We start from the raw sequence: 12,768 nt of genomic DNA, 5'->3' as shown, positions 1-12,768 counted from the left end.
TCATAATAAAAAACGATTAGTTTAATTAAACTAATCGGTAAGATCCACAAAGAATTGTTGTGTCACATTCTATTATTATATGTGCTCTAAAAATTTCCAAACCTCATTTGGAGATTTTAAAACAATAACCTTTTTCTCTTCGGACAATTGCTCTAACTCTTTTAAAATTGTAGGTCGTTTAGCATTAGGATATTCCCATATCCATTTAAAAAATTGTAAATCAAATCTTTCTTCACATCCCGCGCCCATATCCGGTCTAGTTTTATTTCGATATTTTGCAATTCTTTTAAAAGCCCTATAAACACAAATTGTTCTATGAATATCAAGGAAGATAATTGTATCAGCTGCATTCAGTCTTATACCCATCGTCCCGCCGTAATTCCCATCAATAATCCATTTCTCATCTTTAATTAAGTTATTTTGAACTGTTATTTGTTCTTCTCTCGGAACACCTTCCCAATTCGGTTTCCAAAATAATGCATCAAGATGATGCACCTTAATATTTAATTTATTCCCTAACTTCCTTGCTAATGTAGATTTTCCTGAACCACCAGAACCAATTAATATTATTTTTTTCATACCTTTACGATACCTTCTATAACTTCTTCAATATCTTCCTTATTAGCAAAAATCCAGAAGAACATTTCTTCATTTAACTTTAATAAATCTGGTAACTGGACAAAATAAGCAATAAAGATAATTTGAATTGAAAGCATAACATACCAAATGGCTTTTAGTTCTTCTTTGGTTAAATCATTTTGTTTATAATAACCTTCAAAGACTTTGCTAACGATATGTAACCATTTCCCTCTTAATCTTTCATCACTAAATAGCTCGCTTAATATACTTGTACAGCAATAACATAAATCAAATGTTTTTACATTATTTTCTAAAATTTCGAAATCTATAAACCCTTCCAGTTTATCATCTTTAAAGATTACATTCGATAGGTGCATATCACGATGAATAATTTGTCTCGGTAATGGATGGACCGTTTCCTTGAAAACTGTGTGCATTCGCTCCAACTTTTGAATTACCTCTCGATGAACATGCTCATTCTTTTCTAAAATCGGTATAGCCCATTCAAATACCATCTTATGTAAATCTCTTTTTATTAACTCATGGTCACTATTCACCGAATGTAATGCTTTGTGCAGATTAGCTATTTCTTCTCCAATTGTACTTGCTAGCCCTTCCAGCTTATTCGTATCTTTTATTTCTAAAACACTTCCGGCAATATACTCATATAAGCAATAATATTTTTCTTTATATAATACATATCGTTCATCATTTTCTGTCTTTACTACTCTCTGTACTTTAATTCCCTTTTCATACAGTTGCTCCAAAACATCGAATTCAACTAGAAGTTGCTTTATCGATCCCGTTCTCTTTAAAATATACTCTTTATTCTTGCATATAACCTTCGCTGTTTTTGGTTGAATTACAGTAACTGTGACATGTTTATTTTGAAACCAAAACTTTGCAATTTCCAGTGTTTGTTCCATTTATAAATACCCCTTTTACAATTCTTATTTCTTCCGAAAAATAACCTCACACAGTATCCCCACTCCAACACCAATTGTATAAGCCACTAAATCACTCCACAAAAAACCGTATCCCAACACGAGTCCGCCCAAAGTCGTTGCACGAATGCTGTCTATCCATTCCGCATGATACAATTGGCTCACTTCAATCCCGTAGCAAAACATTAAACTAATAAAAGCCAACTTCTTCGTCTCTGTTTTAGGAAACAAAAATCCAAAGCCATTGAAAATCATTAATGCCCATAAAGCATCGCCTAAGTAATCATTTAATAGATGTGGTAGTGCAAAAGAAAATTTTCTTGAGCTAAGACCTAAAATAATAACAACTATAGTAAATAGTGCATATAATACTCTATTTCGTTTCGTATTCATTTTAAAGTCTCCTAATATATAATGTATAACTGTAAATAGCTAGTAAAATAAAGTTATTTTACTAGCTATTTATTAGTTGCTTTTATGATAAGAAAATGTGGATTCGTATTTAGATAATAATATGATTTTTCGTCTACTTCTTTCATCTTTTCAACTGCCTTCGGTTCCACTATCTCTTCTAATACAAAATAATTTGTAGTTTCATTTATTATGTCTTGTAGTGACCTTCTGAAAAATTCGACTTCAATTGTAATGTTCGGTTTAACCCAAGTATCTATTAATAACTGTTTTTCAAAATAACTTTCACATGGAAACTTTGTGAAATCCATAAAAGGATGATGGATAGAATATATAAGTTCTCCACCCGGCTTCAATACGCGACGAAATTCTTGAAATACTTGATTCCAATTTTCTAAGTAATGAAGAGTTAACGAACTTACAATCACATCATACGTATTATCTTCAAATGGCAATGTTTCTTGCAGATCATGACAAAGGAGCGTTGCTTTGTCCCTTATACTTTCTTTCGCGGCTTTTACCATTTCAGGACTTACATCAATTGCTGTAACATTTGCTCCTCTTCCTATGAATTGAGAAGTATACCATCCAGCTGCACATCCAGCATCTAGTATCTTTTTTCCTTCTAGTTCCTTTGGAATAAGCTCCATCATCGCCGGTCTTTCATAATAACTGTTATATGGATTTGCGAAATCTAGATTTTCTTTATATGTACTCGCCAATTTATCATACGTATCTTTAATCGAATCTTTCATTACACACACTCCTAATACATATTAATCCATTAACTCCTGCTGCTTTTTCTTTGAAAATGATTGTAGTACTAAATCATACGACCAATCAATCATTTTATTTATTTGCTCCTGTTCTATACCCTTATGAATATAAACGGTATTCCAATGTTTTTTATTCATATGATACCCTGGAATAATTGTTTCTGGATAATCTTCTCTTATTCTTAATGCGACTTCTGGATCACACTTCAATGTAATCGCAGCTTTTTCACCTTCTTCATGATTTACTATCGCAAATATTTTATTATTAAGCCTCATACATGTTGCACTCCAACCATCTGGAGAATCTTCTGTCGCTTTTTTTTTCGATAAACAGTACGCTCTTATTGCATTCATTTTAATTGGCACCTCTTTATTCTTTCCCTATTTGATTGCGGTGCATCACAATTTGCTTCGTCGCTTGAAATTGCTGCTCACCGTAAAAGTTTATTAGCTTCTCTCCGCAAAATAGACTAACAATATCAATATGTGATATTTCTCGAAGTAATATTTTAAGCATCTTCTCTCCAATACCTTTACTTCTTACACTCTCATGTACGACAACATCTTCAATGTATGCTCGAAAAACACCATCAGAAACGACTCTAGCAAATCCAACTAATTCATTTTCTTCCCATACTCCAATGGCTATGCTATTCTTTAACATTTTTTCAATATCGACTTCTTTTCTTTCTGGCCACCAACCGACAGAATCATAAAGTTTTTTTATTTTTTCTGCACAGATTGGTTGTTCTTGTTGCAATTTATACGTGTACATATTCTTTCTCCCATCAAACAGTATACATAATATTATTATAATCTCTTTTCAAAAAAGTGCTGACTATGACCTTTCGGGTGATCTTCAACAATTCCATACTCCCTGTAACCATGCTTTTTATAAAATTCTGGTGCTTGAAAACTAAATGAATCTAGTAGTATTAATCTACACCCTTTTTCCTTCGCAATCCCTTCAATTTCATGTAAAAGTTGACTGCCATAACCGTCATGACGAACTGATTCATCAACCCATAAAAAGTCGATATGAAGGTGATAAAAATACATCGTACCTGTTACGCCACCAAAAATTTTTCCTTCTTCATTTTTTACTACGAGGCTTACTTCTTCCATCGTCTGTCTTGCCTCATCTGTTAAGATGGACATATTATATTGAATAACTTTATTTTTAATATATTCTCCTTCAGTACGTGTACCGTTCTCTATATGTTTCATATACATTGCTTCCTTTCAGCTTAGTAATCTACATTTTATTTTTTCTCTTTAAAATACTAATACATACGAATCCACCATATGTAACAAAGCATGAAAAGCCAATTATCCCTGGTACAGAGACATAGCCTATCCTTATGTAACTTATAACTGCAAAACAAGCGATAGACAATAAAATAGATGGCCAAAATATAAGAGCTGTTTTTCTTCGCCCTCGTTTCGATTTACTTTCTTTCTCTTCAGAAACACGTGTGCCAAAAAGCAATACAATACAAATAAGGATCGCTGCAAAGTAAATTGTATCTAATGACAAATTGTGATTATATAGTGCGATTCCAACTTCAAGAGCAATAATCGTTAAAATTAAAATAATGATTGTTGAAGTCTTTAAGTTTCTTTTCAATCGCTTACTCCTAGCATGCTTTCACTATATTCTTTGTATATGTACTTTAAAACTACTGCAAAAGCTTCATCTACCTCTTTATTTTCACGTCGATTCGGTAAATCTTTTCCCCCAATTACATAAAGAAGCGGAAATTCGTTAAACATTCCTATTATACCAATATTTATTGTAGCTGTGAGCAATCCACCTGTCATATGAGCTAAATGATAATATGGGATTTCTTCATACTCTCCTTGTTGTCTTACCATGCCACTAATAATTGGTTCCCATAATTCTGGTTCTAATTTATAACCTTGAAAGGTTTGTATGAAAAGGGCAAGAACTTCATTTAAGTCTCCAATATTTTTCTCATCTCTAGCATTCTCTTGTATATGAATTTTTGAAAAGTACGTTTGTACATACATTTTCACAGCATCCCATCCACCACAGTGCATTACAACTGACTGTGCAACGTAACTATCATGACAAGCTATCATTACCTCGACCGCTTGACTAAGTGTTAAAGAAGTTCTTCCTTGTAAATGCGGATATAACTGCGCACTATCTTCATGCGGATTAAATTTAATGTGATGAAGTATATCATTCCAATTATGTTTATTTTCCCTCACCATTTGTGCTACTACAAATCCAATAACTAATTTTGCTGCTGATGCTAACGGAATATTTAATTCACTATTATATGAAGCAACTATACGATTGTTTTTTGTAGAATAAATTGCCATTCCCACATAATTAGATTGTACCTCTTTTATTTTATTTTATTTTATTTTATTTATGACAGTTTCCATTTCCATCCCTCTTTTCATATCGTTATATTAACTTCTAATAATTCAATATTGAATATAAAAAACCTTTTCATCAGCTATTAAAATAAGAAAAAGGTAGCATGAATTTTTTCTTGCTACCGAAAAATATTTATCCTTCTATAGGATTTTCAGGACCGTTAAGCTCCAGCTGATAAAAAGCTAAATCTAGCCATTTATTAAACTTATAACCAGCTTTTTTTATTGTCCCTGCATGAACAAATCCATAGTTTTGATGCAAGGCAATACTTTTCTCATTCTCTGCATCAATTCCAGCAATTAAGGTCATATACTCTCTTTCCTTCGCAATTTTGATTAATTCTTTCATTAATGAAGACCCAATGCCATTTTTTCTATATGCCTTATCTACATACACAGAATGTTCAACTGAATATTTATAAGCAGGCCACGCTCTAAATGGGCTGAATGTCGCAAATCCTACTACTTTATTATCTAATTCATATATGAAAATAGGATACCCTTCAGCCTTTTTTTGTTCATACCAATCTATTCTATTTTCAAGGGTTACAGGTTTATACGCATATACAGCTGTTGTATAAAGTATCGCTTCGTTATAAATATCTAAAATGTATGCTAAATCTCTTTTCGTTGCTTCCCTTATCATTATTTTCTTCCTTTCATCATGTTCATCTTATTTCACTATCTTTTTAATAGTTTTATTTTATCGAAATTTCCGATTTTTATCTACATACGAATACTAGCTTTTCGGAAACCATCAAATATATTTATTACAGCAGATAACATATAGAAGAAAATTCCTCCCCCAATGAGCCACGTTTTAAACTCCTCTGGGGAAATAGTAAATGCATTTGCCAAATACGTAATAAATCCTGCGTTAAATAAATGTGGATTTACTACAATTACAATGAATACTATCGTCCCAGCTACTTGAAGAATAGCATTTCCAATCGCCAATCTTTGCGTCCATTGTCCTTGCACTAATTTATAAAGGGATATACCTATTTCAAAAACGATCATAATTACAACGATTGGCCAGTACTGCAGTAAAACATCTTGATTAAAAGTTGGCGAGACAAACTTCAGTCCATTTGCCGTACCATGATATACGCCAACAAGATGATTCGCATAAAAGTAAAGTGTAGCCCAAACTGCTGTCCACATTAAACCTCCAAAAACTTCAAACTTCGAGATTATTTTTTTCTTTGGGATATACGAGATATTTTTCAAATCATCTGGTGTCCATTTTTTAAAACTTGTCGTCAACGGCTGAATACCTTTGTCTTTATCTGTTCTTTCTAAAATAACAAACACAAGTGTCAACCAGAAAAATACATGAAGACCCACTTCAAAAATTTCCCCAATACCTTTACCTATCAATTGTAAAATAACATTTAATACCGCTTGATCACCACTATAGCCTATAAAATTTTCTGCAACCATTGATATGAGTGCAATGATTGCTGCGATTGGTATAATCATTTTTAACAATGTCGTATATACATCAAAATAACGTGGTCCAATTAAATGCATCGGTCTATCCAAATAACCATTAGCCAATGAAACCGGACTCCCCAATTTTTCGAGAACGCTCTTTACATCTTCTTCATTATAATCTTCAGGTAACATATCCTCTATAGTTGACCTTAGTTCAAGTGTAATATCTTCACGATTTTTTCAGGTAATCTCTTCGCAACTTCCTGGATATAGAGATCAATTAAATTCATTCTCTTCCTCCTCCTTTAATAAGTTATAAAGTTCTTTCGAATCCTTTATCCATTCCTTTTTTAACTGCAAAAATATTTCTAATCCATATTCACTTAAAACATAATATTTACGAGGTCTACTCTCCGTTTTATCCCAACTACTCGTTACTAGCTCCTGCTTTTCTAATCTGCGAAGTAGTGGATATAAAGTACTTTGATCAATTGTAATCCCTGATTGCTCCAATAACTGGACAAGTGAATATCCGTACTGTGGCGTTCTTAATTGGCTTAAAACAGCTAACGTTAATGTCCCTCTTCTTAACTCAGTAATTAACGAGTTTAATAAAGTATCCATTCACTCACCTCATTTCCATTACTATATGTCATACAGTATGTGTTTTATACTATGTATCGTACAGTATTAGTGTGACAAAAACTGTGCTTTTTTTACCAAAAACAGATAATGAAAAGCGCAAATTATATGATTTGTGCTTTTTTAGCTAAGTTATATATATCTATAACACTCTAAAAGGTAGCAACCTTAACTACTAATTTTGAAATTCCAGTAATGCTATATTAAGTTACAAGTATCGTACACATATGATGTGACCATAACATATCACTATAGGAAGCTAATAAAACGGAAAATTACCATGGTTGAATGATTCCTGTTTTATTCTTTAGGCACTGTTGATTTCACACTGTTTTCAGCACCTAATCAACGTTATTTCCTTCATAAACTTCATCTTGTTCAAAATCTCTATTTTTATTTGGTTTATTAAAGTAAAATAAAAAAACAATTAAATTAGGTTAATTGTTTTTCAAATGCAAAATCTTTATTTTTTTAAATAACCTATGATATTCGAAAAGACAAACTCTCCAAATGCAAGTGGTATATAAATAAACCATAACTTTAATATCGCCTTTGTTTCTTTGTGATCAGAATCCCCCATTAAAACCAACCCAATCCTTTTTCTTCTAATATTTTCATTTTAATTCCAATAACAAGGAAATTATACCATTTATCAATGTTATAGTCTATGTTTTCTAAAAATTAGATAAATAAAACTTTTGAATTCCCTCAATATTCAGATAAACATAATAATTTTTTTACGTTTCATCTTCAAAGTCTATAATGAGTCCTGTTAGAACTGCTTCATTACCAATCGATTGGATCCCGTGACCAATAAAATCCATCTTAAATTCTTCCCACTCTAACTGCTCTTTTTAAGTCTGTTCGAATAAAATTAAAAATCCTACTGATAAACAAAAAATCTCGTTTATCAATAGGATTCATTAGCTATATATAGCAATTATAGCGAACTCCATCGCCTATTACTAAAGTCGAACTGATTTAAGTAATATAAATTCCCCGTTTTCTTTAGAAAATGGAACAACCTCTACAATCGCCTCAACATTAATTACTCCGTAAACATGCGGATATTCTTGACCGTTTGAAGCAAGTTCATATTTTACTTCTGCTTTTAATAGGGCTGGATCAATTGTAAGTAATAAAACATCTTCTTCATGCTTGAAATATTTTTCTGCAACTCTTAAAGCTTGATCTACTAATGAACAATGAATAAATCCCTCTTCTATAAGGGAATCTTCATTAATTTTTCCAATTATTTTTGCGATTTCCCAATTACTTTTCGTAATTACTTTTGTAATCATAGTAACTCTCCCTTTTTAATTTATGTAATGATATAATAACACTAAATTTTCAACACGTTCTTAATAGATTGGGGACTTATAATGGATAAACCTCTCACTACATTACAAACTATTATTATACATATGAATACAAATGAGCATTGGCATGATTTTATTTGTTACTGTCAGCATCGCGAAGCGGGACTTCGAAAATTAGCTTATAAACATTTAGAGGTATTTATTTCAAATGCAAAGAAATGGAAATCAAAAGATCAAGAAGAGTTTGCCATTTCGCTGTTTACTATTTTAGATGCATTAAACGAAAAAGATGAGGTGTTAACTTTCTCACTAAATAGTTTTCTAATTGACATTCTATATAGATGGACAGAAAACAACCCGATTGATTCAAGACCTTTTAGATGGATAGGAATTTATATGAATTCTAGCAATAAAGAAGACGATTTAGAAAAATTCCTTCGAAAAGCGATTGAATTAGGTGGTGATACCGAACAAAAAGCCATGATATACCTAGTTTCTAATTACATCAATACTTTAGAATTTGGTACACATGAATTCCCGTCAGGTTATTGCGGAGATTTAAGCGAATGTATAGAAAAACTACCCTACATGCTTCAATTAACTAATAGAATTCAGAATAAGAACAGTAAGGAACGAAATATTGGGCAATTACAAGAACAACTACACTCAATTCTAGATTGGTTAAAACATACACAAACTCCAGTAGATGCTGTTCGTATATGGGAAAAAGAACAAACTAAGGAATTAGAAAAAAGCATCGTATATCATTTAAACAACAGCTCAAGTCATTAATTCGTCTACCATTTCAATATAAAAAAGAGGATCTTCATACTGTACTAGAAAATCCTCTTTTTATATTTATCCCACATTAACTTGCAGTAAAACTCCCCACTGATTATAGTTTCACTTTATTTTAATCCTTTAATTAAAGGTGACGCTTTTCCGCTATGGAAAATCCATAAATCATGAAGTGATCTCGTACATCCGACATATAGTAACTTTGCATCATGTTTTGTATTTTTGTAATGTTCCTCATCTACATCAATTAAAAGCACTGCATCAAATTCTAAACCTTTCGCTAAATAGACAGGTACTACAGAAATACCGCCTTCATATTTACTTTGGTTTGCTTCAATGACGTTTACTGTTAAACCTGCATCAGTTAATTTCTCATACATATGACGGCATTCATCTTCTGTTCTTCCTATTACCGCAATTGTTTTCACATCTGCATTTTGCAAATGTTTTATCGTCTTCACAATTTCAATAAATTGATCTTCTGCATAAATCACTTTCACATCTTCTCCACTGCGGAAGACTGGTGTTGCGAGTCCTACTGGAATTTCTGCATTTTTAATTATTTCATTAGCAAATTCAATAATTTCTTTTGTAGAACGATAACTTCTTGTCAGTTCATAATATCCTGTTTCTTGGAATACTTCCTTAAAAGCACTCCAATCTTCAATTCCTTGGTAATCATAAATCGCTTGCGATAAATCACCTAATATAGTGAAAGAATTACCTAGTGTAATTTCTTTTAATACATAAACTTGGAAAGGCGAAAAATCTTGCGCTTCATCAATAACAACGTGATGAAACTTCTGCCCGATTTCAATCCCTGTTATACGATGATGTATGTATATTAAAGCTGGTAAATCTTCTACATACACTTCTTTTTTACGACAACTCTTTTCTGTTTCTTGAACAAGTTCTTCAGGTAATACTTCGAGTATTTCTTTGCTTTTCAACATTGAACTGTATAGTGAAAGTGGGCTCATTTTTGGCCAAAAATTCATATAGGTGTTCAATCTCTTTGTTGCTTCTTTTTTTAGTAACTTTTTCTCGTTTGTTTCTCCATACTTTTTAAGTTCAATTTCAATCCAACGTTTCATACGGCCGACTAAACGTTCTCTTCTCTTCTTTAATGGATAATGTTTATATTCCACTTGCATCCATTTTTTAACGTCTTCCACTGGAATAACAGCTTTATCCCATGCCTCAAAATCTTTTGTTGGCACTAAATCGTTTTCAAATTGAGTCATTCTTTCTTCTATAAACGCCTTAAATTCTAGCGTACCTTTTAATTTACCGATCATAATCTTTCTTTCATCGCGATTAATTGAAAAGGCTTCTTTCAATTTTTCTTCTGTCTGCTTTAGTTTCACGGAACCCTCTAATGTACGTAATGCCCAATCTGGAAACGTTGTTTGACTAATATTTCCTACCCCTAATTCAGGAAGTACGCTGGAAATGTAGTCTAAAAATAAACTGTTTGGAGCGAATACAATCATTCTCTCAGCTTCTAGCTGCTCACGATATTCATAAATTAAAAAAGCAAGGCGATGTAAAGCGATTGTTGTCTTTCCGCTCCCTGCAACCCCTTGAATTAATAATGGCAAGTTTCTTTCCGCACGAATAATATCATTTTGTTCCGATTGAATCGTTGAAACAATATCCTTTAGCTTATTATCTTTATTCTCACCTAATCGATATAGAAGAAAATCATCGGCATGCGATACATCTTCATTTCCTTTTACATATGTATCAACAACACGTTCAAGTTCTCTTTTTCGAATAGAAATGTTTCGTTTTAAATACACATCACCTTCTACTAACCCATCTGGTGATTGATAAAATGCTAATTCTTCTCCACCGGTAAATGAATAAAACATACTTGCGACAGGTGCTCTCCAATCAATAATGATTGGTTTCATCGTGTCCATATCCGAAACCCCTACTTTTCCAATATAAATCGGCATAACTGCTTCTTTACCATCTTCCTGAAAATCTAACCTTCCAAAGTACGGCTCTTGCACACCAATACGTAAATTTTGTCTATTAGACTCTCTCATACTTTCAAGAATTTGCTCCTTAAAATCTTCCCCATAATAAACTGGGATTTTTTCAAGCTTATCCAATTGCTCATCCATCGTATGTAAAGTATCCTTCATTTTTTGTAACTCATCTTCAAATATGTTGCTCATTTCGACGATTCCCTCCTGTCCGTTCTAATTTTTCAGTCGAATTATCATTGTATTAAAAATTCAATCATAAAGTCAATAGTTTCAATTTAAATTTTCCGAAAAAACTTACTTTTTATCTTTCTAATTTTAAAGATATATACAACATCTAAATCACATCACTACACATATAGTATAGTGATGCATACAAAAGATACCACTTTTTATTTGTCACCTATTTAATTTATATATTGACAAACAATGTAAAAGTCAAAGATACATAAAGTGAAAATTTTATAAGTGTGGTTTTACTGCCCACAAATAGTAGGATAAATTAAAGTAAAGGAGTCTATTCAAATGAAAGTCGCGAAAAAGAAACCGCTAAAGTTATATTTACTTATTTTTGTATTCATTGTTTTGGCCAGTGGATGGATTGGGGTATTTCTAGATTTTCTTCTAACAGATCAACCTGAAGGAAACACTTTAGGTATGGGATTATGGCTAATATTCCCTTTCCTCGTAAGCATTTTCCTTAGAGTCATTAGCCGAGATTGGAATGATTTTGGCATCAAGCCCAATTTAAAAGGAAACTTTATATGGTATTTCACTGCACTACTTATTTATCCATTCGTTACAGTAATAACGATAAGCATATCGCTCATTTTTGGAGTAGCTCATATTTCTAGTTTTGATATATCCACGTTATTGTCACTCATAGTCATGTCTACTATTGGTAACTTTATTAAAAATATTTTTGAAGAGTTTTCTTGGCGTGGTTATTTAACTCCAAAGTTGATTGAACTAAATCTAAACGATTGGTACATTTATATTATTTCTGGTTTAATTTGGGCACTTTGGCATGCTGCATATTATATAGTCTTTTTGCCAAATGAATATTTTGAATCTATCTCAAGATTAAATACGCTTTTATCTGGCTGTATCCTTATGGTTTGTTGGTCAATTATGTATGTTGAAATATATAGACTTACAAAATCAGTCTGGCCATGCGTTATCATGCATGCGATCGAGGATGCTGTTCCTACTGTTTTAGTTACAATAACAGGGATTATTACTCTTACAAACAGTAGTGATTTTTGGTTAAACCCTATTAGCGGGGTCGCTGCTACTGTTTTATTTCTCGGAATTGGAATCGTACTAAGAACTATAAGAATAAAAAGAGAACGACATTTATTCACACAATAAAAGTAAAAAGAGTAAGGATTTATGAACTGCACCCCAATTGTTAGACACAGTCTAACAATTGGAGGTGCAGTTTTTCTATGGCTAAATT

At 32.1% G+C, this 12,768-nt stretch carries 15 protein-coding genes, 1 pseudogene and 1 riboswitch; of the genes and pseudogenes, 2 read left to right on the top strand and 14 right to left on the bottom strand.

Annotated elements, in window-relative coordinates; all coding sequences use genetic code 11:
- Nucleotides 1–75: 75 nt before the first annotated feature.
- The 13 genes and pseudogenes from ACODS7_RS03315 to ACODS7_RS03255 all read right to left on the bottom strand — a co-directional run bounded on the left by ACODS7_RS03315 (nucleotide 76) and on the right by ACODS7_RS03255 (nucleotide 8,499).
- Nucleotides 76–579 (bottom strand): DNA topology modulation protein, encoded by a 504-nt coding sequence (locus tag ACODS7_RS03315; RefSeq protein WP_029442540.1) that lies wholly within the window; start codon nucleotides 577–579, stop codon nucleotides 76–78.
- Nucleotides 576–1,505, bottom strand: coding sequence for a phosphotransferase enzyme family protein (locus ACODS7_RS03310; protein ID WP_029442541.1), 930 nt, complete (start codon nucleotides 1,503–1,505; stop codon nucleotides 576–578). Before ACODS7_RS03310 ends, ACODS7_RS03315 begins: the two co-directional genes overlap by 4 nt.
- Before the next feature lie 24 nt (nucleotides 1,506–1,529).
- Nucleotides 1,530–1,916 (bottom strand): ribosomal maturation YjgA family protein, encoded by a 387-nt coding sequence (locus tag ACODS7_RS03305; RefSeq protein ID WP_029442542.1) that lies wholly within the window; start codon nucleotides 1,914–1,916, stop codon nucleotides 1,530–1,532.
- A gap of 65 nt (nucleotides 1,917–1,981) precedes the next feature.
- Entirely contained in the window at nucleotides 1,982–2,689 is a 708-nt protein-coding gene (locus ACODS7_RS03300; protein ID WP_016081297.1) for a class I SAM-dependent methyltransferase, read from the bottom strand.
- 21 nt (nucleotides 2,690–2,710) lie between these two features.
- Nucleotides 2,711–3,064, bottom strand: coding sequence for an MmcQ/YjbR family DNA-binding protein (locus ACODS7_RS03295; RefSeq protein WP_043935627.1), 354 nt, complete (start codon nucleotides 3,062–3,064; stop codon nucleotides 2,711–2,713).
- A gap of 16 nt (nucleotides 3,065–3,080) precedes the next feature.
- Complete coding sequence (locus ACODS7_RS03290; RefSeq protein WP_098629023.1) at nucleotides 3,081–3,485, bottom strand: GNAT family N-acetyltransferase; 405 nt, start codon at nucleotides 3,483–3,485, stop codon at nucleotides 3,081–3,083.
- A gap of 35 nt (nucleotides 3,486–3,520) precedes the next feature.
- The gene (locus ACODS7_RS03285; RefSeq protein WP_029442543.1) at nucleotides 3,521–3,937 is read right to left on the bottom strand and encodes a GNAT family N-acetyltransferase; all 417 of its coding nucleotides are present in this window, start codon (nucleotides 3,935–3,937) and stop codon (nucleotides 3,521–3,523) included.
- Nucleotides 3,938–3,965: 28 nt separating this feature from the next.
- On the bottom strand, nucleotides 3,966–4,337 hold the full coding sequence (locus ACODS7_RS03280; protein ID WP_016081293.1) for a hypothetical protein: 372 nt from the start codon (nucleotides 4,335–4,337) through the stop codon (nucleotides 3,966–3,968).
- Nucleotides 4,334–5,089 carry a serine hydrolase gene (locus ACODS7_RS03275; protein WP_488826307.1) on the bottom strand — a complete coding sequence of 252 codons (756 nt, stop codon included), beginning with the start codon at nucleotides 5,087–5,089 and terminating at the stop codon, nucleotides 4,334–4,336. Before ACODS7_RS03275 ends, ACODS7_RS03280 begins: the two co-directional genes overlap by 4 nt.
- Before the next feature lie 163 nt (nucleotides 5,090–5,252).
- Nucleotides 5,253–5,765: a GNAT family N-acetyltransferase gene (locus ACODS7_RS03270; protein ID WP_029442545.1), complete on the bottom strand. Its 513-nt coding sequence runs from the start codon at nucleotides 5,763–5,765 to the stop codon at nucleotides 5,253–5,255.
- Nucleotides 5,766–5,845: 80 nt separating this feature from the next.
- A pseudogene (locus tag ACODS7_RS03265) lies at nucleotides 5,846–6,846 on the bottom strand (HAAS signaling domain-containing protein).
- On the bottom strand, nucleotides 6,833–7,180 hold the full coding sequence (locus ACODS7_RS03260; protein ID WP_000380295.1) for a PadR family transcriptional regulator: 348 nt from the start codon (nucleotides 7,178–7,180) through the stop codon (nucleotides 6,833–6,835). The pseudogene ACODS7_RS03265 and the gene ACODS7_RS03260 overlap by 14 nt, the downstream one beginning before the upstream one ends.
- 925 nt (nucleotides 7,181–8,105) lie before the next feature.
- A riboswitch (Fluoride riboswitch) is annotated at nucleotides 8,106–8,167 on the bottom strand.
- Nucleotides 8,164–8,499: a DUF952 domain-containing protein gene (locus ACODS7_RS03255; protein WP_000629081.1), complete on the bottom strand. Its 336-nt coding sequence runs from the start codon at nucleotides 8,497–8,499 to the stop codon at nucleotides 8,164–8,166. Its footprint overlaps the riboswitch before it by 4 nt.
- Nucleotides 8,500–8,580: 81 nt before the next feature.
- Here ACODS7_RS03255 and ACODS7_RS03250 point away from each other — a divergent pair, with 81 nt between their 5' ends.
- A complete protein-coding gene (locus ACODS7_RS03250) occupies nucleotides 8,581–9,309 on the top strand; it encodes a hypothetical protein (protein ID WP_043935636.1) in 729 nt (242 codons plus the stop codon).
- A 116-nt stretch (nucleotides 9,310–9,425) separates the two neighbouring features.
- Here ACODS7_RS03250 and ACODS7_RS03245 read toward each other — a convergent pair whose 3' ends face one another.
- Nucleotides 9,426–11,501 carry a HelD family protein gene (locus tag ACODS7_RS03245; RefSeq protein ID WP_016081289.1) on the bottom strand — a complete coding sequence of 692 codons (2,076 nt, stop codon included), beginning with the start codon at nucleotides 11,499–11,501 and terminating at the stop codon, nucleotides 9,426–9,428.
- Between the two features lie 333 nt (nucleotides 11,502–11,834).
- Between ACODS7_RS03245 and ACODS7_RS03240 the strand changes: the two genes are divergently transcribed.
- On the top strand, nucleotides 11,835–12,680 hold the full coding sequence (locus tag ACODS7_RS03240; protein WP_016081288.1) for a CPBP family glutamic-type intramembrane protease: 846 nt from the start codon (nucleotides 11,835–11,837) through the stop codon (nucleotides 12,678–12,680).
- Nucleotides 12,681–12,768: the final 88 nt, after the last annotated feature.

It is taken from the genome of Bacillus sp. FG16 (genome assembly GCF_057809515.1).
This window is presented reverse-complemented; position numbering and strand designations above follow the sequence as displayed.

Excerpts from the sequence above, each read along its gene's own strand:
- ACODS7_RS03315 (WP_029442540.1), bottom strand. The coding sequence starts at position 579 with ATGAAAAAAATAATATTAATTGGTTCTGGTGGTTCAGGAAAATCTACA.
- ACODS7_RS03310 (WP_029442541.1), bottom strand. The coding sequence starts at position 1,505 with ATGGAACAAACACTGGAAATTGCAAAGTTTTGGTTTCAAAATAAACAT.
- ACODS7_RS03305 (WP_029442542.1), bottom strand. The coding sequence starts at position 1,916 with ATGAATACGAAACGAAATAGAGTATTATATGCACTATTTACTATAGTT.
- ACODS7_RS03300 (WP_016081297.1), bottom strand. The coding sequence starts at position 2,689 with ATGAAAGATTCGATTAAAGATACGTATGATAAATTGGCGAGTACATAT.
- ACODS7_RS03295 (WP_043935627.1), bottom strand. The coding sequence starts at position 3,064 with ATGAATGCAATAAGAGCGTACTGTTTATCGAAAAAAAAAGCGACAGAA.
- ACODS7_RS03290 (WP_098629023.1), bottom strand. The coding sequence starts at position 3,485 with ATGTACACGTATAAATTGCAACAAGAACAACCAATCTGTGCAGAAAAA.
- ACODS7_RS03285 (WP_029442543.1), bottom strand. The coding sequence starts at position 3,937 with ATGAAACATATAGAGAACGGTACACGTACTGAAGGAGAATATATTAAA.
- ACODS7_RS03270 (WP_029442545.1), bottom strand. The coding sequence starts at position 5,765 with ATGATAAGGGAAGCAACGAAAAGAGATTTAGCATACATTTTAGATATT.
- ACODS7_RS03260 (WP_000380295.1), bottom strand. The coding sequence starts at position 7,180 with ATGGATACTTTATTAAACTCGTTAATTACTGAGTTAAGAAGAGGGACA.
- ACODS7_RS03255 (WP_000629081.1), bottom strand. The coding sequence starts at position 8,499 with ATGATTACAAAAGTAATTACGAAAAGTAATTGGGAAATCGCAAAAATA.
- ACODS7_RS03250 (WP_043935636.1), top strand. The coding sequence starts at position 8,581 with ATGGATAAACCTCTCACTACATTACAAACTATTATTATACATATGAAT.
- ACODS7_RS03245 (WP_016081289.1), bottom strand. The coding sequence starts at position 11,501 with ATGAGCAACATATTTGAAGATGAGTTACAAAAAATGAAGGATACTTTA.
- ACODS7_RS03240 (WP_016081288.1), top strand. The coding sequence starts at position 11,835 with ATGAAAGTCGCGAAAAAGAAACCGCTAAAGTTATATTTACTTATTTTT.